This is a genomic window from Halomonas sp. ALS9 (assembly GCF_001651035.1).
GTDB lineage: Bacteria > Pseudomonadota > Gammaproteobacteria > Pseudomonadales > Halomonadaceae > Vreelandella.
Genome location: NZ_LXRG01000076.1, coordinates 113,340 through 135,699 on the forward strand (window position 1 = coordinate 113,340; position 22,360 = coordinate 135,699).

At 53.0% G+C, this 22,360-nt stretch carries 22 protein-coding genes; 11 read left to right on the forward strand and 11 right to left on the reverse strand.

The window, feature by feature from the left end; translation table 11 throughout:
- Positions 1 to 63 precede the first annotated feature (63 nt).
- The 7 genes from A6R74_RS06675 to A6R74_RS06705 all read left to right on the forward strand — a co-directional run bounded on the left by A6R74_RS06675 (position 64) and on the right by A6R74_RS06705 (position 8,082).
- The gene (locus tag A6R74_RS06675) at positions 64 to 1,074 is read left to right on the forward strand and encodes a substrate-binding domain-containing protein (protein ID WP_064233672.1); all 1,011 of its coding nucleotides are present in this window, start codon (positions 64 to 66) and stop codon (positions 1,072 to 1,074) included.
- 168 nt (positions 1,075 to 1,242) lie between these two features.
- Positions 1,243 to 2,499, forward strand: a complete 1,257-nt coding sequence (pstC, locus tag A6R74_RS06680) for a phosphate ABC transporter permease subunit PstC (protein ID WP_064233673.1) — start codon at positions 1,243 to 1,245, stop codon at positions 2,497 to 2,499.
- A gap of 15 nt (positions 2,500 to 2,514) precedes the next feature.
- Complete coding sequence (gene pstA, locus A6R74_RS06685) at positions 2,515 to 3,681, forward strand: phosphate ABC transporter permease PstA (RefSeq protein WP_064233674.1); 1,167 nt, start codon at positions 2,515 to 2,517, stop codon at positions 3,679 to 3,681.
- Between the two features lie 25 nt (positions 3,682 to 3,706).
- A complete protein-coding gene (gene pstB, locus A6R74_RS06690; protein WP_064233675.1) occupies positions 3,707 to 4,546 on the forward strand; it encodes a phosphate ABC transporter ATP-binding protein PstB in 840 nt (279 codons plus the stop codon).
- Between the two features lie 131 nt (positions 4,547 to 4,677).
- Positions 4,678 to 5,709, forward strand: a complete 1,032-nt coding sequence (locus A6R74_RS06695) for an ArsJ-associated glyceraldehyde-3-phosphate dehydrogenase (protein ID WP_064233676.1) — start codon at positions 4,678 to 4,680, stop codon at positions 5,707 to 5,709.
- A 4-nt stretch (positions 5,710 to 5,713) separates the two neighbouring features.
- Positions 5,714 to 6,925 (forward strand): organoarsenical effux MFS transporter ArsJ, encoded by a 1,212-nt coding sequence (gene arsJ / locus A6R74_RS06700; protein ID WP_064233705.1) that lies wholly within the window; start codon positions 5,714 to 5,716, stop codon positions 6,923 to 6,925.
- Complete coding sequence (locus tag A6R74_RS06705; protein ID WP_064233677.1) at positions 6,922 to 8,082, forward strand: MFS transporter; 1,161 nt, start codon at positions 6,922 to 6,924, stop codon at positions 8,080 to 8,082. Before arsJ ends, A6R74_RS06705 begins: the two co-directional genes overlap by 4 nt.
- 58 nt (positions 8,083 to 8,140) lie before the next feature.
- Here A6R74_RS06705 and A6R74_RS06710 read toward each other — a convergent pair whose 3' ends face one another.
- Positions 8,141 to 8,455 carry an ArsR/SmtB family transcription factor gene (locus tag A6R74_RS06710; RefSeq protein ID WP_064233678.1) on the reverse strand — a complete coding sequence of 105 codons (315 nt, stop codon included), beginning with the start codon at positions 8,453 to 8,455 and terminating at the stop codon, positions 8,141 to 8,143.
- Between the two features lie 189 nt (positions 8,456 to 8,644).
- On the opposite strand from A6R74_RS06710, the gene A6R74_RS06715 reads away from it, so the two are divergent.
- Positions 8,645 to 9,676 (forward strand): permease, encoded by a 1,032-nt coding sequence (locus A6R74_RS06715; RefSeq protein ID WP_064233679.1) that lies wholly within the window; start codon positions 8,645 to 8,647, stop codon positions 9,674 to 9,676.
- A gap of 147 nt (positions 9,677 to 9,823) precedes the next feature.
- Here the strand turns inward: A6R74_RS06715 and A6R74_RS06720 are convergent, their stop codons facing one another.
- From A6R74_RS06720 to arsH, 10 genes are all read right to left on the reverse strand, one after another.
- Positions 9,824 to 12,301 carry an arsenate reductase (azurin) large subunit gene (locus tag A6R74_RS06720; RefSeq protein WP_064233680.1) on the reverse strand — a complete coding sequence of 826 codons (2,478 nt, stop codon included), beginning with the start codon at positions 12,299 to 12,301 and terminating at the stop codon, positions 9,824 to 9,826.
- A 15-nt stretch (positions 12,302 to 12,316) separates the two neighbouring features.
- On the reverse strand, positions 12,317 to 12,838 hold the full coding sequence (locus tag A6R74_RS06725; RefSeq protein WP_064233681.1) for an arsenate reductase (azurin) small subunit: 522 nt from the start codon (positions 12,836 to 12,838) through the stop codon (positions 12,317 to 12,319).
- A 785-nt stretch (positions 12,839 to 13,623) separates the two neighbouring features.
- Positions 13,624 to 13,908, reverse strand: coding sequence for a CC/Se motif family (seleno)protein (locus tag A6R74_RS06730; protein WP_064233682.1), 285 nt, complete (start codon positions 13,906 to 13,908; stop codon positions 13,624 to 13,626).
- 76 nt (positions 13,909 to 13,984) lie between these two features.
- Complete coding sequence (locus tag A6R74_RS06735) at positions 13,985 to 14,221, reverse strand: thioredoxin family protein (RefSeq protein WP_064233683.1); 237 nt, start codon at positions 14,219 to 14,221, stop codon at positions 13,985 to 13,987.
- Between the two features lie 17 nt (positions 14,222 to 14,238).
- Positions 14,239 to 15,246 (reverse strand): permease, encoded by a 1,008-nt coding sequence (locus tag A6R74_RS06740; protein WP_064233684.1) that lies wholly within the window; start codon positions 15,244 to 15,246, stop codon positions 14,239 to 14,241.
- A gap of 94 nt (positions 15,247 to 15,340) precedes the next feature.
- Positions 15,341 to 15,940 carry an RNA polymerase sigma factor gene (locus tag A6R74_RS06745; RefSeq protein WP_064233685.1) on the reverse strand — a complete coding sequence of 200 codons (600 nt, stop codon included), beginning with the start codon at positions 15,938 to 15,940 and terminating at the stop codon, positions 15,341 to 15,343.
- Complete coding sequence (gene arsC, locus A6R74_RS06750; protein WP_064233686.1) at positions 15,937 to 16,338, reverse strand: arsenate reductase (glutaredoxin); 402 nt, start codon at positions 16,336 to 16,338, stop codon at positions 15,937 to 15,939. Before arsC ends, A6R74_RS06745 begins: the two co-directional genes overlap by 4 nt.
- A gap of 18 nt (positions 16,339 to 16,356) precedes the next feature.
- Positions 16,357 to 17,025 carry an NADPH-dependent FMN reductase gene (locus A6R74_RS06755; RefSeq protein WP_064233687.1) on the reverse strand — a complete coding sequence of 223 codons (669 nt, stop codon included), beginning with the start codon at positions 17,023 to 17,025 and terminating at the stop codon, positions 16,357 to 16,359.
- Positions 17,026 to 17,037: 12 nt separating this feature from the next.
- Positions 17,038 to 18,114 carry an ACR3 family arsenite efflux transporter gene (gene arsB, locus A6R74_RS06760; protein WP_064233688.1) on the reverse strand — a complete coding sequence of 359 codons (1,077 nt, stop codon included), beginning with the start codon at positions 18,112 to 18,114 and terminating at the stop codon, positions 17,038 to 17,040.
- 13 nt (positions 18,115 to 18,127) lie between these two features.
- Positions 18,128 to 18,847 (reverse strand): arsenical resistance protein ArsH, encoded by a 720-nt coding sequence (gene arsH, locus A6R74_RS06765; RefSeq protein ID WP_064233689.1) that lies wholly within the window; start codon positions 18,845 to 18,847, stop codon positions 18,128 to 18,130.
- Positions 18,848 to 18,997: 150 nt separating this feature from the next.
- On the opposite strand from arsH, the gene A6R74_RS06770 reads away from it, so the two are divergent.
- The 3 genes from A6R74_RS06770 (at position 18,998) to A6R74_RS06780 (ending at position 22,334) form a co-directional block, all read left to right on the forward strand.
- Entirely contained in the window at positions 18,998 to 19,411 is a 414-nt protein-coding gene (locus A6R74_RS06770; protein ID WP_064233690.1) for an arsenate reductase ArsC, read from the forward strand.
- Positions 19,412 to 19,434: 23 nt separating this feature from the next.
- Positions 19,435 to 21,123, forward strand: coding sequence for a methyl-accepting chemotaxis protein (locus A6R74_RS06775; RefSeq protein WP_064233691.1), 1,689 nt, complete (start codon positions 19,435 to 19,437; stop codon positions 21,121 to 21,123).
- A 77-nt stretch (positions 21,124 to 21,200) separates the two neighbouring features.
- Entirely contained in the window at positions 21,201 to 22,334 is a 1,134-nt protein-coding gene (locus tag A6R74_RS06780; RefSeq protein ID WP_240488183.1) for an SLC13 family permease, read from the forward strand.
- Positions 22,335 to 22,360 lie beyond the last annotated feature (26 nt).

A 22,360-nucleotide genomic window follows, 5' to 3' on the forward strand; every position in this document is an offset into this window, starting at 1 on the left:
ATGGAGCCGGTGCAAAGTGTGTCCTGCGAAGGCCAGATCCCTACATGAACAGGAGTATTTCGCATGAACCGTATTCTAAAAACCACCGTGCTCGCGGCTGCCGTCATGAGTGTGGCAGGTGTTGCTCAAGCCCGTGATCAAATCAATATCGTAGGCTCCAGTACCGTTTACCCATTCTCCAGCTTTGTAGCGGAAGAGTTTGGTGCAACCACTAACAACCCGACACCTGTTATTGAATCAACTGGTTCAGGCGGTGGCATGCGTCTGTTCTGTAACGGTGTTGGCACCGGTACACCGGATGTTACCAACTCCTCGCGTCGCATGAAGGTGTCTGAGTTCGAACGCTGTGTAGAAAACGGCGTTACTGATATCACTGAAGTTTATATCGGCAGTGATGGTATTGCCTTTGCTCAGTCCAATGAAAATGAGCCGATGCCGGTTACCCGTGAGCAGATATTCCTTGCGGCTGCCGATATGGTGCCGGTTGATGGTGAGTTGGTGAAAAACCCTTACACCAACTGGAACCAGATCGACGCTTCACTACCTGATCGTGAAATCGTCATCGTAGGTCCGCCGACTACGTCGGGAACCCGTGACTCTTTCGATGAGTTGGTTATGGAAGCCGCTTCTGAAAGCTTCCCAGAATATGGTGAAGCTTACTCGGATATCCGTACCGATGGTGGCTGGGTTGACGGCGGTGAAAACGACAACCTGATCGTTCAGCGTTTGACCCAGGATACGACTGCCTTTGGTGTCTTCGGTTACTCCTTCCTTGAAGAGAACGACAACGTGCTGATCGGTTCTAGCATTGATGGTGTTGATCCGACACCAGAAACGATCGCAAACGACGAATATCCGGTTGCACGTACCATGTTCTTCTACGTTAAGAACCAGCATGCTGACGAAGTACCGGTCATGTATGAATACGCAGAAATGTTCGTGTCTGACATGATGATTGGTGAAGGTGGTCTGCTTAAGGATATCGGTTTGATCCTTCCGACCGCCGATGCGCTTGAGCAAGTTCAGTCTGATTTGGCGGATCGCAAGCAGCTTGCAAAGGAAGACCTGGAGTAAGTTAGCCTTACGACAGTAAAGAAGCCGGCAGCCCACGCTGCCGGCTTCTTGCTTTTCAAAAAGGCCTGGTGCAACGGCTGTTAGTTAGTGGCGTTGTCACAAAGCTGTCATGTTCTTGCCTTAAGGTGACTCGCAAACGGATCCATTGGTTAACCTGAGATATTAACGATGCAGACCAACCAGCTTTTTTTGATTTTTTGCAGCGTACTTCTGCTGCTTGGGCTTGCCGCCTTTTTTGTCGGGCGAAGCAAGGCCACACGTGTACGTGCATCGGGAACGTCGATGTATGCGCAGCCCGACCAGTACGCTTGGTTCGCTGTGGTGGCGACTGCTGGGCCGGCCATACTGGTGAGTGCGCTTGGTGCTTTCGTCATGCTGTTGATAGGCAGCGAGATACCTACTTTTTCCCTGCTTTTGGTGAGTCTCGCTGTGGCGGTGGTGGGGCTTATCGTAGGCATGAAGCTGATTCGCTCCAATTTTCATGCTCGCCGGGCGATCGAGTCGGTCATTCTCTGGGTGCTGGCAGGTGCCGCGACGATTTCGATCCTGACGACGCTGGGTATTTTGATATCGATCGTCGGCGAAGCTCTGAATTTCTTCCAGATGCACAGTTTCTGGGAGTTTATCACCGGCACCACCTGGGCACCCGGTAATAGCTTTCTAATAGCTGCTGGTCGGGGCGAGGGCGCTAGCGGTGGCGCCGAATTTGGTTCGGTACCACTATTTGCCGGTACTTTTATGATTACTGGTATCGCTTTGGCGGTGGCGGTACCTATCGGCCTGCTCTCGGCTATTTATATGGCTGAATTTGCACCCAGCCGAGTACGTTCATTTGCTAAACCCATGTTGGAGATTCTCGCCGGTATCCCGACAGTGGTTTACGGCTTCTTTGCCGCGATTACCGTCGCCCCGTTTATTGTGCAAGTAACGGGTGCCATTGGCTTGAATGCGTCGTTTAACAACGCATTGGCTCCCGGTATCGTGATGGGGATTATGATTATTCCGTTTATTTCCTCGCTTTCCGATGACGTCATTAATGCGGTACCCGACAGCATGCGCCAGGGGTCTTTGGCTCTGGGGATGACCAAGGGTGAAACCATTCGTGACGTGGTTATTCCTGCGGCTCTTCCAGGCATTATTTCTGCCTCACTGCTGGGTATGTCTCGGGCGCTGGGCGAGACGATGATTGTGGTGATGGCCGCCGGTATGCGTCCCAATCTTACGATTAACCCGCTGGAAGAGATGACAACCGTCACTGTGCGGATTGTTGCCGCCATGACGGGTGACCTGGAGTTTGATAGTGCAGAAACGCTCTCAGCCTTTGCACTGGGTCTGGTGCTGTTTGTGGTGACACTCGTGTTGAACCTCGTGTCGGTGATTATGATTCGCCGCTTCCGTGACAAATACCGCGTCAACAATCTGTAACGCCAGGATATCCCAATGAGTGATTCATACGATCAGATAAGCCAGCAACTCAAGGGCCGCCATCGTAAATCTACGCGCCTGAAATATATGTCGATGGGCGCCTTGGCGCTGGCCGCTGCCTTCTTGCTAATATTTTTTGCCGATATGTTGAGCAAGGGCTTGCCAGCCTTCCAACAGGCGATGATCAATATAGAAGTCAACTACACCGAGGAGGCGTCCACAAATGGCCGGGCAGCGGTTGATCGAGATTTTTCCACCTTAATAAGCCGCAGTGTCGTTCGGGTTATCCCACTGCAAATGCGCAACGATCCGTCCTTATTGGGCACTACACAAAATCGTTGGGTATTGGCAGATGGCGAGGTGGATCAATATCTCAAGGGAAATCGCGTTCGTCTTGATGACGAAGAAAAGGCCAGGATTGACCGTCTAGTAGAAGAGGGCAAGGTTGAGATGCAGTTCAACTCAGGCTTCTTTTCCCGAGGGGATTCCAAAATGCCGGAACTGGCGGGTATCTTATCGGCCGTCGTCGGTACAGTTATGACTATGATCGTCACCCTGGCCATTGCCTTTCCTATCGGTGTGATGACGGCGGTTTATTTGGAAGAGTTTGCACCCGATAACCGCCTTACCCAGTTGGTTGAAATTAATATTAATAACCTGGCTGCCATCCCCTCGATTCTGTTTGGTCTACTGGGTTTGGCGATCTTTATTAACTTCTTTGGGGTACCACGCTCATCCCCCTTGGTGGGTGGTATGACACTTGCACTGATGACCTTGCCGGTCATTATTATTTCTACGCGTACCGCACTGCGCAGCGTGCCAGAATCCATTCGCCATGCGGCGTTTGGGGTGGGTTGTTCGCGCTGGCAAGTGGTTAAAGACCACGTATTGCCGCTGGCTATGCCCGGTATTATGACAGGCTCTATCATTGGACTGGCTCAGGCAATGGGGGAGACAGCGCCGCTGATTATCGTGGGCATGGTAGCGTTTATTCCAGACGTGACAGCCTCATTTACCGAAGCGGCAACAGTGATGCCCGCCCAGGTGTTTACCTGGTCCGGTGAGCCTGATCGTGCCTTTGTCGAAAAAACCGCAGGCGGGATTATAGTGCTTTTGGCAGTTCTGATTTCGCTGAACGCTGCCGCTGTCCTGTTACGCAAGAAATTTGAACGTCGCTGGTAAGCCGACCGTTTTCAAGGAAACTATTATGAACAGCCAAGTACCTGAAATGAGTGAGCAGCTAGCCCCGGCGGTTGGGCAGCCTTACACGCGTAATGATCAAGCGTGTCATGATCTGAGCATCCGCGTGCGGGATTTGAACCTCTGGTACGGTAAGGCGCAGGCGCTGAATGGTCTCAATATTGATCTTTTCCAGAAGAATGTGACGGCGTTGATCGGGCCTTCTGGTTGCGGCAAGTCGACGTTTCTTCGCTGCCTGAACCGTATGAACGACCTTATTCCTTCGGTCAGAATTGAAGGGTTGGTCGAGATGGATGGCCGCGATGTTAACGCTGCCAAGATGGACGAAGTGGCACTGCGCCGCCGGGTGGGCATGGTATTTCAGAAGCCAAACCCGTTCCCTAAGTCGATTTTTGAAAATGTGGCCTATGCTCCACGCATGCACGACATCGTCAGCCGTAAAGCCGAGCAGGAAGAGCTGGTAGAGAAAGCACTGCGCGATGCGGGTCTGTGGAACGAGGTAAAAGACAAGCTGCATGAGCCTGGCACCTCGCTTTCCGGTGGTCAGCAGCAGCGGCTGTGTATTGCCCGTGCCATTGCGGTTCAGCCCGATGTGATCTTGATGGATGAGCCAACCTCGGCGCTTGATCCGATCTCAACAGCGACTATCGAAGATTTGATGGACAAGCTGAAAGAGAAGTTCACCATCATTACCGTTACGCACAATATGCAGCAGGCGGCGCGGGTAGCGGACTATACGGCGTTCTTCCACCTGGGGGAAATCATTGAGTACAACGACACCAAAGTAATGTTCTCGACGCCAGCGCAGAAGAAGACAGAAGACTATATTTCTGGTCGCTATGGTTAATTAACGCTGGATAAACAGACCTACTGTCGATCAGTAGGTCTGTTTTTATTAACGTTTTTTTAAGTATTAATATATGTTTAAACGTATGTTAGCGTTATGCTTTTGCAAAACAGACAGCTTAGGAGGCTTCCGTGGCACTTCGTATCGGTATCAACGGCTTTGGACGTATTGGTCGCTTAGCACTGCGCAGCTTGTGGGCGCAGGTAGAGTCTGAAGCGGTAGAACTAACGCGCATTAATGATCCGGGCGGTGATGCGGCCACTTTTGCCCACTTGCTGGAGTTTGACTCAGTTCACGGGCACTGGGCGCCTGGGAAAGGAATCTCGGCAACGGATGACGCTATCGTTCTGGATGGGAAAACCGTCGCCTTTAGCGCCAACAAAGCCATTGCCGAGAGCGACTGGTCGAGTTGCGATATTGTCATTGAGTGCTCGGGCGTAATGAAAACCACCGATAAACTCCAGGCGTATCTTGATCAAGGCGTTGCGCGTGTGGTGGTCAGCGCGCCTATGAAAGAGGCGAGCGTGCTTAATGTGGTGGTGGGGGTGAACGACCATCTTTATGACCCGGCTCAGCATAAGATCGTCACCGCTGCCAGTTGCACTACCAACTGTCTGGCACCGGTGGTCAAAGTCATTCAGGAAACGTTTGGTATTCGCCATGGCTCAATGACCACCGTGCATGACATCACCAATACCCAAACGATTCTCGACGCGCCGCATAAAGACCTGCGCCGGGCTCGCGCTTGCGGTATGAGCTTGATTCCTACCACGACCGGTTCGGCCAAGGCGATTACCGCCATTTTCCCTGAGTTGGAAGGCAAGCTTAATGGCCACGCGATCCGTGTGCCGCTGGCTAATGCGTCGCTTACCGATATGGTGTTCGAGCTTGAGCGCGAAGTAAGCGTAGACGAGGTTAATCAGGCGCTGAAAGCCGCTGCCGATGGCTCGCTGGCAGGGATTTTGGGCTATGAAGAGCGCCCGCTGGTGTCGATCGATTACCGCACCGATCCTCGCAGCTCGATTATCGATGCACTCTCCACCATGGTGATCAACGGCACCCAGCTGAAACTCTACGCCTGGTACGACAATGAGTGGGGCTATGCCAACCGCACCGCCGAGCTGGCCCTTATGGTCGGGCGTGAGCAGGTGGGACGTGGCTGATTCAATGCTGACACGGGTAAAGGCGCTACCTTTCGAGGTGCGCCAATACATGCTGATTACCGGTAACTACTGGGCGTTCACGATTACCGATGGCGCGCTGCGCATGCTGGTGGTGATGCACTTCCACCAATTGGGCTACTCGCCGTTGGCCATTGCCATGCTGTTTCTATTTTATGAAGCCTTTGGCGTAGTGACTAACCTGGTCGGCGGCTGGTTGGGGGCGCGCTTGGGGCTCAATCGCACTATGAATGTGGGACTAGGGCTGCAAATTATTGCCCTTGCCATGCTGATGGTACCCGCTAGCCTGCTGACCGTTGTTTGGGTGATGGCCGCACAAGCGATTTCGGGTATTGCTAAAGACCTCAACAAAATGAGCGCTAAAAGCGCCGTTAAGGTGTTGGTTCCAAAAGAGAGCGCCAACGCCAATAGCTCACTCTACCGCTGGGTGGCGATGCTGACGGGCTCTAAAAATGCGCTTAAGGGGCTTGGCTTTTTTGTCGGCGGCGTGCTGCTCACCTTGATTGGCTTCCAGGCCGCTGTGTTTGTGATGGCGGTGATGCTGGGCGGGGTGTTGCTGCTTTCACTGCTGCGACTCAAGGCGGATTTAGGTCGGCAAAAAGTAAAGCCGAAGTTCTCCGAAATCTTCTCAAAATCACGCGCGATTAACGTGCTCTCCGCGGCGCGTTTTTGCCTATTTTCGGCGCGGGATGTGTGGTTTGTCGTAGCGCTGCCGGTATTCTTATACGATCAGCACGGCTGGACTCACTGGACCGTGGGGGGGCTGCTGGCGGTATGGGTGATTGGCTACGGTGGAGTACAAACCCAGGCGCCTAAGTTAACCCGGCTGATCAAAGGCGATGCCCGGGCACTGACCGCTGGCTGGGCGGCGGCACTGGCAGTGCTGGCGATTGTGTTGGCGATGCTGCCCTTGGCGCAAGTAGGCTGGTTAGTCGTCGGCTTGCTCGCCTTTGGGGTGCTGTTTGCGATTAACTCCAGCTGGCACAGCTATTTGATTGTGCACTATGCCCGCACCGACGGCGTCTCCATGGATGTCGGCTTTTATTATATGGCCAACGCCATGGGTCGCTTAGTCGGCACGCTGCTGTCGGGCTGGCTGTATATGGCCTACGGGCTGAGTGCCTGTCTTTGGGTATCGGCGGCCTTGGTCGCCGCGAGTTCCGCGATGGCACTGGCGTTACCTAGACAAACCGCATGATTCGTTCGCCCAGGTTTGGATTAACGCTCACCCTAGGCAGCGCGCAAACGCTAGCTTGGGCATCCAGCTACTATTTGCCCGCGATTCTTGCGGTGCCTATGGCACGTGACTTGGGGTTAACTCCCAGCTGGGTATTTGCTGCCTTTTCGGCGGCTCTATTGTTAACCGCGATGCTCGGCCCCAGCGTTGGACGTTTGATTGATAAGCAAGGTGGGCGAGGCGTGCTGATGGCTTCGAACGCTGTCTTGGCGCTTGGCCTGGTCATCATGGCGCTCTCTCAAGGTCTTCTCAGCTTAATGTTCGCTTGGCTCATTGTCGGCATTGGCATGGCGATGGGCCTATACGACGCCGCCTTTGCCACCTTGGGACGTTTGTTGGGGCGTAGTGCGCGCTCGTCAATTACCGGCGTAACGCTACTGGCGGGTTTTGCCAGTACCATCGGCTGGCCACTAACAGCGTTGATGGAAAATGAGTTCGGGTGGCGGGTAGCCTGCGGTGTCTGGGCCATGCTGCATATTGTGGTGGGGCTGCCGCTGAATGCCTGCTTGCCCAAAGCAGCCGATAGTGCGGCTCAGCAAGATGACGACAAATCGGCGCCGCCGCCGGAGCGTCCTCGCCTGGCGATGATGTTATTAGCCTATGTGTTTGCCGCGGGCTGGTTTGTCTCAACGGCGATGGCGGCGCATCTGCCCAGGCTTCTGCAGGAAACCGGCGTGTCGCTTTCGGTGGCCGTCGCCGCTGCAGCGCTAGTAGGCCCTGCGCAAGTGGCCGCTCGACTGGGTGAGTTTGCACTTTTACGCCATTTGCATCCGCTGGTAGCCGCTCGGGTCGCCACTACGCTTCACCCCTTAGGTGCGGCATTGCTGGCCACAATGGGTATGCCTGCAGCAGGCTTTGCGCTGCTGCACGGTGCGGGCAATGGCATGATGACAATTGCCTCCGGCACACTACCGCTGGCGCTGTTTGGCCCGAAGGGGTTTGGCCAGCGTCAGGGCTTGATTATCGCCCCGGCAAGGGCCGCGCAAGCCTTTGCGCCGCTGCTATTTGGACTACTAATAGAGCAAAACGGCGCTGGTGCGCTATGGCTGACCACAGGATTGATGCTGGCGGCGTGTTTAGCGCTACTGTTTATTCGTGTGCCCCGGTTGCAGGAGTAAGCCTTATATATAAAGGCCTTTTTACGCTCTAAAGCCCTGCTTAAAGCAGGGTAGTCAGTTATAAAGATGCCTCAACAGGCTCCATATTTTCGCCCATACAACATTCCGCTTGTAAGAAGCCAATCAGATTTTGTAGATGATGGTAATCAGGTATACAGACGATAGTGCGGCTGTGCTTCTCCTGCTTAATCAAACCTACTCGAGCCATACGGGATAAGTGGTGCGATAGCGTTGAAGCTGGGATATCCAACGCTTTCTGTATTTCACCGACAGGGGCACCATGATGACCAGCCTTGACTAAAAAGCGGAACACCGCCAGACGGTGGGTGTTACCAAGCTCAGCCAAACTGGCGGCGACCTCTTCATGATCCATATCACTCTCCATGCTGTTTTCTCTGTGCTCTATTTTTCATTGCTCTGCTTTCTCCGTGTTATTTTTTTCTCAGTGCTGTGTCTTCTTTGCCCATATGTTTCTATATATCTAGAAATATAGTTGACGTGAGCGAGGGGTGCAATCTAAGCTTCTATAATTCGATTAATCTAGAAATATAGGAGTTTTATCATGTCCCCTCAATTGCAAGATACGTTAGGCATGTTTGCCTTTCTCGCGGTCGAGCTATCGGCCTTGTTTATTGGCATTAGCTTCCTGGTAGGTGCGCTTCAACGCCATATCCCGCCATCCAAGGTCGAGGCTTTGCTAAGTTCTAACCGATACCGCAGCTACTTTCTCGCTGCGGGACTGGGGGCTATCACACCCTTCTGTAGTTGCTCAACGATTCCAATGCTGAAAGGCCTGATTCGTGCACGTGCCGGGTTCGGGCCTATGATGGTGTTCCTATTTGCCTCTCCGCTGTTAAACCCTATTGTTGTTGGTCTGTTGGCTGCCACCTTTGGTTTTACCCTCACCGCTATCTACGTTCTAGCGGCACTCATTGTCTCTTTGGCCGCCGGCTGGTTACTGCAGGCTTTTGGCTTCGAGCGTTACGTGCGCCGCGCCGCAACTGATACAGCTTCAGGGTGTGAAACCTCGACCAATAGCTGCGGCGTCAAGCCTTTAGCGCCCGATAGTGAAAGCAGTAGTTGCAGTAGTACTCCAGCTGCGGTTGGCTGCGGCAGTGCCGAATCGGCTGGCGCTCAATCAGGTGGCTGTTGTGGTAGTCAAACAACTGAGTCTAAACGAGGGCAAAGCAGATACAGCGGTTTATGGGGTGAAGCCTGGTCTGACTTCGTGGACGTTTTACCATACCTACTTATTGGTATTGCGATTGGTAGCGTGATCTACGGCTTTATGCCCACTGGCTTGCTGGAACAGTATGCTGGTGCCGATAATCCTTTTGCCATCCCCGTCGCCGCCGTTATCGGTGTCCCTCTGTATATCCGTGCTGAAGCCGTTATACCGTTAGCATCTGCGCTGATGGCAAAAGGCGTGGGGGCCGGAACAGTGCTGGCGTTGATTATTGGGAGTGCTGGAGCCAGCCTGACTGAGCTTATCCTGCTGCGCTCATTGTTCTCGTTTAAGCTGCTGGTGGCCTTTGTCGCGGTCGTTTTTGCGATGGCGATGATTGCGGGCTACGCCACTTTTTTGTTTTTCTAAATAGCAAGCGCATCTCGACCCACGCTTGATCGATTGCTGGGGTGCTTACGAATAGGCTATGCGTAAGAGTTAGTCATCGCTTTCCGTAAAGGATTACCCAAGGCAGGAATCTTTGTTGCACGCCTTGGGTGGTTTAAGAGAATTGGCTTAAGAGAAGCGCCGACGTTTGAAAGAGACATCTCTTAGATAGGCAGGGTTAGCGCCTATCCGTCGTAGATTTGCCCAAGTGCCCTTGTAGTAGGGGATATGGTTACGATCCGTCCACTCACTGATGACATCACCCTGCACCCCATTAGGATAGCCAAACATCATAAAGACCTGACCACGCTTCAGATCAGGTTCCAGGTAGGCCATAGCCGTGGTGGCGCCGTAATCGTTGTAGACTTCAACGATATCGCCGTTGGCGATCCCTATGTCTTGAGCGTCAAGTGGATGGATCTCAATTTGGGCCATCGGGTAGCGGCCCTTGCGAAATGCCAGATGCTGGTCATGGTAGGCCGACTGCCAGATATGGTTGGTTCTCCCGTTGTTTATCCAGAAATCATAGGTCTCTTTCTGCTGCTGAACTACCTCGGGAAAGCCGTTCCAGGGGGAAGGCTGGAAATGAGCCTTGCCATCATCAGTATCAAAATCATAGTCCGTATATAGCATCTCGGTTCCGATGAGTTTGCCGTCTCGATACTCCTTGATGGGAAGTTGGACGCCATTGTTGCCAGCCATTCGAAGCCTTTCATAGGTGGCGAGATGTCCTGTGGGGCCACCTTGGCTGTCGATTTCCTTTTCATGGGCCATGCGGAAGCCGTCGTTGAAGGCATCCTCTTCGGTTGTCCAGTTAAATCCAGCGAAACGCTCGGCCATCGTCACGTCGCCTGCCGACTCGTAGCGCTGCTTAAGAGCATTAGCCATATTGGCCGCTATCAAACAGTCTGGCTTAGCGATGCCGGGAGGATCCATGAAGCGCTCTGAAAGTCGAAGTCGTCGCTCACCGTTCATGGAGGTGAGGTTCATTTCACCGGGATGCGTAGCTGGCAACACTAAGTGTGAATATTCGGCGAACTTCGTGCGATAAAGGTCGATATCGACAATAAACAAACCGCCCTTATTTTTTACAGCGTCATAGATAATGTCGATTAATTCATCGATGCTACCGCCCCTTGCCTCTGCCATTGCCTGATTGACGATAGCGGCACGACGCTTGATTACCTGGCGGTAAGTTTCGGCATTAATAGTGGTTTGAAAAGCATTGCAGGCCCAAACCGTTAGCATCATGCCGTTACCATTAATCAATTCCTGGTCGATATAGGGCGCAGGGCGTCCACCGGGGTAGGGTGGGCGGACATAACCCTCTTGGTGGCCGCCCATACGCACCACGCCGGTGCCACGCTGGCCGACATTGTGGGTGGCCACAGCAAGATTGACGATAGCGGACTGAATCCGATAGTTATCATTGCCCCAGATGACACCCTTTTCGTAGGCATGCATAGTGCGAGGGGCGTGGCCACTGGCCTTGGGTTTATAGGCCCACTCGGCGGTTTTAATGATATCGGCTCGGCTTACACCGGTAATGCGACTACACTCATCCAACTCCATCCGATTGGCAGTGAGCATCTCTTCGAAGCCATTGGTATGCTCCGTGATAAAAGCCTCATCATGCCAGCCCTGATCAACCACATAGGTAAGCAATCCATTAAACAGGGCTGTATCAGTGCCTGGCTGGATCGCCAAGTGTAGAACATTCTCTTTACCAGCAATCGTTTCACAGATAGCGACGGTGGGTGTGCGTCGAGGGTCAACCAGAATGACCTTGCCTTTACCGACCGTCTCGTTAGGAAACCATTCCCGCTTCTTGGCGACGTTAGACCCCCTCAAGTTCGGCTCCCAGTGTGCCAGGAACCAGTTTGACTGAGTCTCGTAGGAGTTTCCGCCGATGGAGAAGATAACATCGGCCACCTCTGCATCCTCATAACTGTTATTGAGCTCACCAATGCCCATGTCTCGACTAGCGTGACATTCTGAGTTGTAAGCGGGGCGGTTGTGAATGCGCACCATTTTTGACTGTATGCCGTCAAAAATTAGCTTGCCAGTAGCCCATGTATTCTCAAAACCGCCTCCAGCGCCGCCATGATCAAAGAGATTGAAGAACAACTGATCCGGCCCTTCATTATCGAGGATACGTTGGGTCAGACCGGCATATAGCGCCATGGCGTGTTCCCAATTGGTTTCTGCCCAGTCGTCTCCGCTATACACCATGGGATACTTGAGGCGCCGCTCGCCGATAGGGGTTCCCTCCGAGTACATGACACTGGCCATCTGACCGCCACGCGTTGAGGATAGCCCTTTATTCACGCTGCACTTTTTGTCAGGAACGATCATGATGTTGTATTCGCGTCCATCATGGTCTTGTATTTGATTAACCATGGCGGGAGTCATAGTGAGTTGCATGGGGGGTAGCTGCTGGGTGAAGTCGAGTCCCAGCGCATTCTGGTTAGCATCTCTGCCACCTTCTTGGTTGGCAGGCCATTTATAGACGTGGTACCCACAGCCTACGATGCAGAAGTGGCAGGCCATATTGGTTTTCTGGGCATCTGCCGGGGGTAAAGGAATACGGTCTTTAAATTGTTTCATTGTTGTTCTCCCGACTTAGATGATATTGGCCTGGCGGCCATAGATCAGGCCATCAATTGACACCGCCACCAGGGCATCTTCGGTATCGTCATACTCTAGAATGACTCGTGGCAAATTCTCGGTGGCTTGGCCAATGACCATCTGGCCCGTGTTATCCGGATCGAAGATGCTGTAGTGGCAAGGGCACTTGAAGGCTTCTGCCTCTTGGTCATAAGTAACCGGGCAGCCCATATGTGTGCACTGGGTGCTATAAGCCACTACATCTTTTTCTGGGCCAACCCCGCCTTTGACCTCTCGCCCTCTGCGAATTACCACGCAGGGTGAACGATCGTCAGGGTAGCTAAAATAAATCGGCTGATTGATGGCCAACTCGCTCAGCTTTGTTACCAGTTCTCGGGGATAAGGCAATGTAGTGCTACCAGGAGGAAGTGGAGGAATACCTTGTTGTGCGTGTGCTATGGGGGCGAGCGAAAGGGTACCCACAGCGGCACTGCTGCCGGTTAGTTTGAGGAAATTACGACGACTCAGTTGTGTCATTGTTAAGCACTCCTTTATTGTTGTTGAGAAGTCTGAGACGGGGAATAGTTATATATGGCTATGCAAATATGATAGTTCGATCTGAGTCTAGTTCTGCTCTGACAGGCGCGCAAGAAACGGATAGCCCCCATTTCTAGATATACTTCAGGCTTAGAGTATCTGTTGACGTTTCATAGCTTTATTGCCTCATTGAGTGCCAGACAAAGCGAAAAATGCAGGGAAGGGGCATACCCTTTGCAAGTTTTGTAACGCTGTATGTCTATTTTTTGTGACGTAGCTTAACCAGCTGGGCCCGTTTTTATCCGCCGCGGTGTTAATCGTTATTTATTTTGAATACCCAAACCTCTCTCCTCATGTCTTGTTCTCTGAGTACGCAGTAAGTCACTCAAAAAAGATGGTTGCTACAAAATAGCATTAATGGCGGGCTTGAAAGATCCAGCTACACATAGGTTTTATGAGGCTGCGGGCTTTTATCCAACCAAACAGGGCTACCAGATAAGATTCTTTGGCCAGAGAAATAAAACTGTCAAAACTGCCAGTGTATGATTTCCGGTTGTCCACTCTTTTTACGCTGATAGCCCTTTGCTGCCGATTTTATCGGGGACGCCTACCTGGTTACTGCTGCAGCCCCCGGTGTTTGGGACGATTTGAACGCGATTGCTATCGACGCGGAGAAAAAGGGTTGGTCACTATAGTTGGTTATAATCGGTGTCGTGCGTACTGCCTCGACGCAATAGCGTCAGGCTCGGTGATTCTATCTGTACCTGTATGTGCGGTAACGGTAGCTACTTCAATACGCTATCCACATACAGATGGCGTAATTTCCAGAATCCTTCAATGTCAACGCGCAGCCCTTGGTAGGCAAGCTCTTGTGCAATAAATAGGGTGATATCTTCATCACGATGGCGCTGGTAAAGCGAAGGGTCTTTGGGAGCACACGCCTCGGCGACAGCAACGTTGGCGAGCCCTCCGCAGCAGCCGTGGCGGGGTGATAAACGCACGGTCACTACGCCACCTTGTTGCTTGATAAACGCTTTGGCCGCGTCAGAAACTGCGATTATTTCCGGCATACAGACGCCTGTTAAACGAGAACTCCCAGTTTACCAAGTAAGCTGGGAGCCAGAAAGAAATCTAGGCACCGAGCGTTTAGGCGTTGAGGAGTGCTTCGATTTTTTCGCGATCCGGGATGCCTCCGCTGTGGGCAAGTTGGCCATTGACCGCAACGGCTGGGGTCGACATGACCTGATAATGCATGATGATTTGCGGGTCAGTAACTTTAGTCACCTCAACGTCGGTGCCCAGCTCTTTGGCAATCGCGGTAATTTGCTCCGCGGTGACGGTGCACTTTTTGCAGCCTGTGCCTAATACTTCGATCTTTTTCATGTTGTGTCCTCTTGGGTTTATAAGCTGCTGAATAACCAAGGTGCCAGCAGGTTAATTATCCATCCCACCAACATGAAGTTGATGAGTAGAATGATGAAAATGGTGGCCAGTAAGCGCCACAGCATGACCTGTTTGAGCATGATAAATTCAGGAAAGCTCGCCGCGACAGTGCTCATGCAGAAAGCCAATGTTGTACCCACTGGCAATCCCTTAGTGATCAAGCTTTCCATGATGGGAATGACGCCGGTGGCGTTAGAGTAAAGCGGCAGGCCCGCCAACACGGCCACCGGGACATTCCACCACTGGCCGCTACCCAGGTTATCACTGAACCAACCATCCGGGACAAAGCCGTGCAGCGCGGCACCCAGGCCCACACCGATGATGATCCACTTCCAAATCCGCGCGACAATTTCATAAAGCTCATTGCGGGCAAATTGGTGTCGCTGTTTTAACGTTAGCGAATGAGATACGGGCGCTGGCTGATTGACTTGCGGGCTGCCAGCGGCGTTCTGATAGGCTTTCGCCGCAAAGTCTTTTAACCAGCGTTCAGCGCCTAAGCTATCCAGCAGCATGCCACCGCCTATGCCCACGGCCATGCCGATGGTGATATAGACCAGGGTGAACTCCCAGCCCAGCAGGCTCCATAGCATGATGACGGCGACTTCATTAATGATCGGTGAGGTAAACAGAAACGCCATGGTAATACCCAGGGGAATGCCTGCACTGGTGAAGCCAAGAAACAGCGGAATGCTCGAGCACGAGCAAAACGGTGTAATCGCCCCAAAGCCAGCCCCTAAGCCGTAGCCTGCGAAAAGGTTCTTTTGCTGAATGTAATAGCGTACCCGCTCCAGATTGAGCGAGGCGCGTAACAAGGCGATGACGTAAATCATCACCACCAGTAACGCAAAAATCTTGCTCGTGTCTTCGACGAAAAAGTGCAGTGAGCTGCCTAGCTTACTGTCAGGGTCAAAGCCGCCCAGATCGTATACCAGCCAACTGGCCAGCCAGGTAAAGATATCTAACATCGCTGCCTTCCTTTATATGAACTGTTCTATAAAGAAGACGAAGCAATGTGGGAAAGGATGCAGGGAAAAGCCAAATATTTATTTGCTAAAGTGGCTATTGGTTAGAAGAGGGTAGCGCACGGTGGCAGCAAACCTGGCCTTGATCATCAAAGACGATCCCACATTGGGCGACCAATCGTGAGCGGAGGCGTTTTCGAGCACGGAGTAGCCGCGCTTTGGTCGCGGGTAGGGTCAACCCATGGCGCTGGGCATAGTCGCTCTGCTTCACGCCGTTTAGATCGCAGGCCGCCACAATATCAGCGTCCTCGTCAGCGCAGTGCGCCAGCGCCTGGGTGATACAAGCGGCAAGGCTCTCTAAGGGGGGGCGGGGCTCTGGGCTATTAGATAAATGTATCGTTTCGATCTTGATATCCAGCAGTGGGGACTCCGGCTTTGGGCGGCGCCACTCATCAATCCATTCATGCTTGGCAACCTTATAAAGCCACGCTTTGGGTTCTTCCAGTTGGCAAAACTGGGCGCGATGCGTCAGTGCTTTTACATAGACACGTTGCAAGATGTCGTCGGCGGCGTCCCGGTTGTTGCATAGCGCCAAGAGGTAATAGCGCAGTGCCTGGTGGTGGCGGTTCCAAGCCTCCTCAATGCAGGGTAGGGCTTGAGTAGGAGAGGCTTGGGGCGAGATGGCATTTTTACTCATGGATAGGTCACTATCTCACCGTCTTCTTTGGTGAAGTGTGTGATCGGCTGTCCCAAAAGCGCTAATACTTGCTCGGAGGGGCGGCATAAGCGGGTACCCTTATGCGTTACCACGATGGGGCGATTAATCAGAATCGGGTGGGCCATCATGGCGTCGATAAGCTGGTCATCGTTAAGTGATGGATCATCCAGTTCTAGTTCGTCATAGGGAGTGCCTTTGCGCCGCAGCAGTTCCCGCGGTGATAGCTGCATCATCGCCAGCAGCTCGACCAGCTTTTCGCGGCTGGGCGGTGTTTCCAAATAATAGATCACCTCCGGCGATTCGCCAGAGGCTTCGATCATCGCCAGCGTATTGCGCGACGTACCGCAGCTGGGGTTGTGGTAAATGGTAACGGGCATGGTGACCTCACGTTCGATTTAGCTGTTTTCACTGCCGGGCGCGTTACGTTGAGAAGGCGCAGTTTTAAAAGCGGGCGATACCTTCGCTGGATCCACTTGCTCTTTATAGCTAGCCGCGGCTTCTGCCCACCACATCAATTGGCCTAAGGTTCGGCCAAAATAGCTTTCCCAGCGTTCCTGATCTTGGGCAAAGTGGCCATCTTCATTTAGTGCTTCCTGGGCTTTGGGTATATGAATCATGGCAGACACCGGTAGGCAGCCAAGCTCTGATAAAAACGCGCGCATGGATACGGAGGCGCGGGCGCCACCCCATTGGCCCATGGAATAAGTAACGATGGCGCTGGGTTTAAACGCAAACAGCGAGGCGCCGAAGTGGTTCAGTAGGTGGCTTAGCGCCGGGCTCATGGAGTGGTTGTACTCAGGACTGACCATCACGAAACCATCGGCGTTGGTAATTTTGTCAGCAAGCGCTGCTAAGTCCTCCGGCGCATCGGCTTTTGGGTAAGCAAAATGCGGCTTAAACGGATCGTTCAAGTTTAGCGCCAGCGGGTCAATAATCTCAGCCGTTGTTTGCGGTAACGATGAAAGCAAACGCTTGCAGGCCGTTGCTACCCGCTCGCCGAGGCGAGCCGGGGATGGCGGTGTGCTGGTGCGGGTGGAGCCTAGAAATATTAAATAGTGGGCCATAGCGCTGACTCCTTATTGAGCTTCTGCCGGAAAATGATGGCGGGTTTTATTGGCAATTCTGACCAGCGCAAGCATCAGTGGCACTTCGACCAAAACGCCTACCACCGTCGCCAGTGCTGCGCCTGACTGCAGACCAAAGAGCGCAATCGCCGCTGCGACAGCCAGCTCGAAGAAATTACTGGCCCCTACCATAGCGCCTGGGGCGGCAACGTTGTGCGGCACGCGCCACGCTTTTGCCCAGCCGTAGGCAATAAAGAAGATCAGGAACGTTTGAATAATTAGCGGTATCGCGATTAACACGATATGCAGCGGATTATTCAGAATCACCTCGCCCTGGAAGGCAAACAGCAGCACCAGGGTAATGATCAAACCAATCGGGGTGATCGGGCCGACGCGCTTCATAAAGACGTTGTCATACCACTCGGCGCCGCGTTTTTTGATCAGGATTTGGCGGGTGATATAGCCTGCCGCTAGGGGAATCACAATATACAGCACCACTGATAGGGCGACGGTGTCCCAGGGCACCTGAATATTGGAGATGCCCAGCAGGAAGATCACGATGGGGGCAAATGCAAACAGCATAATCAGATCGTTAAGCGCCACTTGTACCAGCGTGTAGGCAGCATCGCCACGGGTCAGATAGCTCCACACAAATACCATCGCGGTACACGGCGCGGCACCGAGTAGAATGGCGCCGGCTAAATACTGGCTGGCTAGCTCAGCGGGAATAAACGGCCGAAAGATCACCATCAAAAACAGCCAGGCAATGGCGAACATGGTGAAAGGCTTGATTAGCCAGTTAACCGTGGTGGTAATAATCAGACCCTTTGGCTGACGTCGAACCCCCAGCAGAGAAGTGAAGTCAATTTGCGCCATCATGGGGAATATCATCGCCCAGATGAGTATCGCCACGGGGATCGACACCTGCGCCACTTCAAAGCGCGACAGGGTTTCCGGTACCGCTGGGATAAATTGCCCGACTAAGATGCCCACCACAATGGCAAGCGCTACCCAAACCGAGAGGTAGCGCTCAAAGACGCCCATGCCTTCGGCGGTGGAGGGTGATGCGTTATCTTGCAGTGCTGACATGGGATGCTCCTAATTAGATGGCGCGTTGATTAACCCGCTTGGAGAGTTCTTCCGCGCTCTCTTTGCGCTCGGAGTAACGATCGGTGAGCAACTCGCTGCGGTCACGCACTAACAGCGTGAATTTCACCAACTCTTCCATGACGTCGACGATACGATCATAAAAAGGGGAGGCTTTCATGCGGTCGTTATCATCAAACTCCATAAACGCTTTGGGTACGGACGATTGATTAGGGATTGTCAGCATACGCATCCAACGCCCCAAAATACGCAGTTGGTTGACGGTGTTGAAAGATTGCGACCCGCCGCACACCTGCATGACAGCCAATGTCTTGCCTTGGGTTGGGCGTACGCCGCCTAGAGCAAGTGGAATCCAGTCTATTTGCGTTTTCATGATGCCGGTCATCGCGCCGTGGCGTTCGGGTGAACACCACACCATCCCTTCGGCCCATTGGGCCAGCTGGCGCAGCTCGTCGACTTTGGGGTGGCTGGCATCCTCACCATCCGGCAGCGGCAATCCTCTAGGGTCAAAGATGCGTGTTTCGGCGCCCATGGCATTGAGTAAACGTGCGGCTTCTTCAACCGCCAAACGGCTGAAGGAACGTTCACGTAGGGAGCCATATAGCAACAATATTTTCGGCGCGTGCTCAGCGCCTTGTGGGATACCCAGCCGCTCGCAGCTGGGTGGCTCAAAGAGTTCAGCGTCTATGTTGGGTAAATCTTCGAGTTGGGACATTAGGTTCTGCCTGTTCAAGCTATGGTCGGTTAGTTGTTCCATGATATATGTTTTACCGTATATTTCCAGCGCAGCCTGCCAACTGCAACAATGCCGTCATGATCCCAGCGTAAATTGATAGCCATCAATCAAATAAGAGGCTGTTTATTTATGTCAAAGCGCCGCGTGTTATTTCTCTGCAATGCGAATTCTGCACGGTCGTTGATGGGAGAGGCGCTGCTTCGCCATTTGGCGGGTGATCGTTTTGAAGCATTTAGTGCCGGTTCTGAACCGGATGAACCCCATGCATTGACCCTTGAAGCGTTGCGCAAGCAGGGGCTGCCCACCGAAGGCTTGCGCAGTAAGTCGTTGGATGAGTTTGAAAGCGAAGCCTTCGATTTTGTCATTGTGCTGTGCGACAAGGCCCAGCAAGCCTGCCGTGAATGGCAAGGTAAGTCGGGTGAGGTGTTGTTCTGGGATATTCGTGACCCTCGCCTGATCGGCAAACCAGATGCTTACGAGCAGGCGCTATTAGAGATTCGTCGTCGTCTGCAGCTTTGGCTGCCCCTACACACGTCTGATTAATCTTACTGAAAGAGGGGGGCGATATGAAATGGATCAATAACTTAAGCGTTAAAGCAAGCTGGACGCTCGTGCTAGTTGCGTTCAGTGGTTTGGTTCTCGTCATTGGTGCACTGGGACTTTTCGCCAACCATTTTGGCCGTGAAGCATTCACGTCGCTGCATGAAAGAGACATGGCGCAAATTCGCGAGCTAGATGGCGCTTACACCCAGCTACTACGTGCGCGAATTCAGATGAATCGGGCGGCGGAGTTAATCCGTACCCCTTCGTTTGATCGCCCCGAACCGCTTATGGAGGAGGCGCAGAGGTTGCTTGATGAGGCGTCTGAGCATTTCAATCGATTTACCTCTAGTAGTTTTGATCAAGATCAGCAGGCGCTGGTTGATCAGTTAGCCGCTAACTATCGATCTTTCTTTAATAATAATCTCAGTCTACAGATGATGATGCTTGAAGAGCGCGATGTGCCTGGTTTTCTTTCGGGTGAGTCGCGGGTAGATGATAGCAGTCAGCGGTTTGTAGAGAGTGCTGAGAGCTTTTTTGCCGCTTCCAACCAGCGCGGTAACGCCTTGCTCATGCGTTTTGAACAGGTGTCATCGGTGCTGTTTTGTGGGGTGATTGCGGCACTTGGCGCTTCGCTACTGGTGGTAACAGTGGTGGTCTGGGGCGTACGTAAAAACGTGCTTCGTCCGCTGAAAACGATCACTGGCCACTTCCAGCGCATTGCTAACGGGGATCTGTCAGCGCCGGTAACAGCACACTCATCCAACGAAATTGGTCAGCTGTTTAGTGAACTGAGTAAGATGCAGCAATCGTTGACAGCGACTGTTAATCGACTCAATGCGAGTAGCCAGCAGGTGTATAGCAATAGTCAGGAGATGACCGAGCAGAACCAGCTTCTGGCGAGCCAAACCGACACTCAAGTATCAGCCTTGCAGCAAATGGCGGCGAGCTTGGAGCAGCTAACCGCCACGGTGAATCAAAATGCTGAAAGCGCAGCGCATGTTAATCAATCAACGGCGGATGTATCCCACAAAGCGCGGCAGGGTGATGAGGTGATTAGCCAGTTTATCGCCACTATGGAAGCGATCAATAATCACTCCGAAGAGATTCAAAGCATCATTCGTATGATTGAAAGCATTGCCTTCCAAACCAATATTTTAGCGCTCAATGCCTCGGTTGAGGCGGCGCGTGCAGGAGAGCACGGGCGTGGATTCGCGGTGGTGGCTAATGAAGTGCGTGCGCTGGCAACCCGCAGTGCCAGTGCCGCCAGTGAGATCCGGACGCGTATCGAAGCGTCGAGTGCGAGTGTCCAGCAGGGTAGCGTGTTGTCGCAACAGGCCGGTGAGCATACTCGGGCGATCATGCAGGCAGCGAGCAATGTAGATACGCTAATGACGCAAATCACCCATGCCTCTGAGGAGCAGCGGCGAGGCATTGAAGAGGTCAACCTAGCGGTTGCCCAGATCGATACCACTACCCAGGACACCATGCGTTTAGTTAATCAGGCAGCCCAGAGCGCAGAGGTGCTGTCCCAGGAAGCCTTGCAGATGCGTGAGTATGCTGGCCAATTCAGCGTGGTGGATAAAGACTCACGCTTGGCTGAAGTGGGTGAAGAGTACGCCGAATATCCCGAATGGGAGCAGCTTAGCCACCAAGACGTCGCCTTGGCGGATACTCAAGCTCGCCGTCAAGACAGCATAATGACTCCCGCTTAGCATACTGAGGTGAGCAATTTACGTTTACTCAGCGTCAGTTAACGCTATCATGCGATTTTCTCTGAGCATCATGTAGCGTGTTGGTAACCAAGAGGGCACTGGCCCCCGTCAGTTTATTTATTCAGCGTTTTCTGAACGACCCTATGCTGCTCGCAATGAGCGTGCTATGGGTCGTTTTGTGTTGGCTGGAACCTCAGTCACTTAGCGAGATGGCTGAACGGGTTCATTGGACGACCCTGGCGGTGTTGACGGGGCTGATGGTGCTCAGTAGAGCGTTAGAGCTAAGTGGCTATCTAGCCTTCTGGGGGCGTCGGCTATTAGCCCACTTGCGTGGCGAGCGTCGTCTGGCAGTTGGGCTGGTCATGTTTTCGGCGCTACTCTCGGCGGTGGTCACCAACGATGTGGCGCTGTTTATTGTGGTACCGCTGACGCTCAGCTTAGCTGCAGTGGCAACGCTACCCACCGCACGCTTGATTGTGTTTGAGGCGCTGGCGGTGAATGCAGGGTCGTCACTTAGTCCCATCGGTAATCCGCAAAACCTCTATTTATGGCAGCTTTCAGGCGTCAGCTTTGGTGAATTTTTAGCCATCATGCTGCCCTTGGGGGTAGGCTTGATGCTGCTGCTTTTACTGCTTATTCCCTTCGCTTTCCCGAAAGCATCAATACGCTTGGATGCAGTCGCCGCTGGGCAAACGGTGCGGCGAAAAACGCCCCTCTGGACTGCGTTAATTGGTTATCCGCTGTTTTTAATGGCGGTTGAAATGGGCTGGGCGGCTCCGGCAATGGCAGGCGTTCTGCTGGTGATGTTGATCGTGGCGCGCCGTGCCGTGTTCAGTATCGATTGGCTGCTGTTAGTCGTATTTGTCTTAATGTTTGTCAATTTGAGTGTGATCGGTGAGTTGAGCGTCGTTCAGCAGGCGATGAACGCAATGAGTCAATGGCCGGGTGGAGATACCAGTGTTGGCGTGCTGCTCTCACAGGTTTTATCCAACGTACCGGCAACCCTGGTTCTTGCCCAGCAGAGTGAGTGGGAGCCGCTCGCCTGGGGTGTCAGCGTGGGTGGTTTTGGATTAGTGATTGGCTCGATGGCTAATTTAATCGCGCTGCGATTAGCTCGCCAGCCGGGGATGCTGATGGAGTTTCATCGCTGGTCGCTTCCAATGCTGGGGCTAGGTTGGTTGTTTGCCGCTGTTTGGCTAAGTCGTAGCTAGACGCCCTGGCGGAGTAATAGTGCCAG

Excerpts from the sequence above, each read along its gene's own strand:
- A6R74_RS06725 (WP_064233681.1), bottom strand. The coding sequence starts at position 12,838 with ATGACACAACTGAGTCGTCGTAATTTCCTCAAACTAACCGGCAGCAGT.
- A6R74_RS06715 (WP_064233679.1), top strand. The coding sequence starts at position 8,645 with ATGTCCCCTCAATTGCAAGATACGTTAGGCATGTTTGCCTTTCTCGCG.
- pstB (WP_064233675.1), top strand. The coding sequence starts at position 3,707 with ATGAACAGCCAAGTACCTGAAATGAGTGAGCAGCTAGCCCCGGCGGTT.
- arsH (WP_064233689.1), bottom strand. The coding sequence starts at position 18,847 with ATGTCCCAACTCGAAGATTTACCCAACATAGACGCTGAACTCTTTGAG.
- A6R74_RS06730 (WP_064233682.1), bottom strand. The coding sequence starts at position 13,908 with ATGCCGGAAATAATCGCAGTTTCTGACGCGGCCAAAGCGTTTATCAAG.
- pstC (WP_064233673.1), top strand. The coding sequence starts at position 1,243 with ATGCAGACCAACCAGCTTTTTTTGATTTTTTGCAGCGTACTTCTGCTG.
- A6R74_RS06710 (WP_064233678.1), bottom strand. The coding sequence starts at position 8,455 with ATGGATCATGAAGAGGTCGCCGCCAGTTTGGCTGAGCTTGGTAACACC.
- pstA (WP_064233674.1), top strand. The coding sequence starts at position 2,515 with ATGAGTGATTCATACGATCAGATAAGCCAGCAACTCAAGGGCCGCCAT.
- A6R74_RS06705 (WP_064233677.1), top strand. The coding sequence starts at position 6,922 with ATGATTCGTTCGCCCAGGTTTGGATTAACGCTCACCCTAGGCAGCGCG.
- A6R74_RS06745 (WP_064233685.1), bottom strand. The coding sequence starts at position 15,940 with ATGAGTAAAAATGCCATCTCGCCCCAAGCCTCTCCTACTCAAGCCCTA.
- A6R74_RS06740 (WP_064233684.1), bottom strand. The coding sequence starts at position 15,246 with ATGTTAGATATCTTTACCTGGCTGGCCAGTTGGCTGGTATACGATCTG.
- A6R74_RS06735 (WP_064233683.1), bottom strand. The coding sequence starts at position 14,221 with ATGAAAAAGATCGAAGTATTAGGCACAGGCTGCAAAAAGTGCACCGTC.
- A6R74_RS06720 (WP_064233680.1), bottom strand. The coding sequence starts at position 12,301 with ATGAAACAATTTAAAGACCGTATTCCTTTACCCCCGGCAGATGCCCAG.
- A6R74_RS06755 (WP_064233687.1), bottom strand. The coding sequence starts at position 17,025 with ATGGCCCACTATTTAATATTTCTAGGCTCCACCCGCACCAGCACACCG.
- A6R74_RS06770 (WP_064233690.1), top strand. The coding sequence starts at position 18,998 with ATGTCAAAGCGCCGCGTGTTATTTCTCTGCAATGCGAATTCTGCACGG.
- arsC (WP_064233686.1), bottom strand. The coding sequence starts at position 16,338 with ATGCCCGTTACCATTTACCACAACCCCAGCTGCGGTACGTCGCGCAAT.
- arsB (WP_064233688.1), bottom strand. The coding sequence starts at position 18,114 with ATGTCAGCACTGCAAGATAACGCATCACCCTCCACCGCCGAAGGCATG.
- arsJ (WP_064233705.1), top strand. The coding sequence starts at position 5,714 with ATGCTGACACGGGTAAAGGCGCTACCTTTCGAGGTGCGCCAATACATG.
- A6R74_RS06775 (WP_064233691.1), top strand. The coding sequence starts at position 19,435 with ATGAAATGGATCAATAACTTAAGCGTTAAAGCAAGCTGGACGCTCGTG.
- A6R74_RS06675 (WP_064233672.1), top strand. The coding sequence starts at position 64 with ATGAACCGTATTCTAAAAACCACCGTGCTCGCGGCTGCCGTCATGAGT.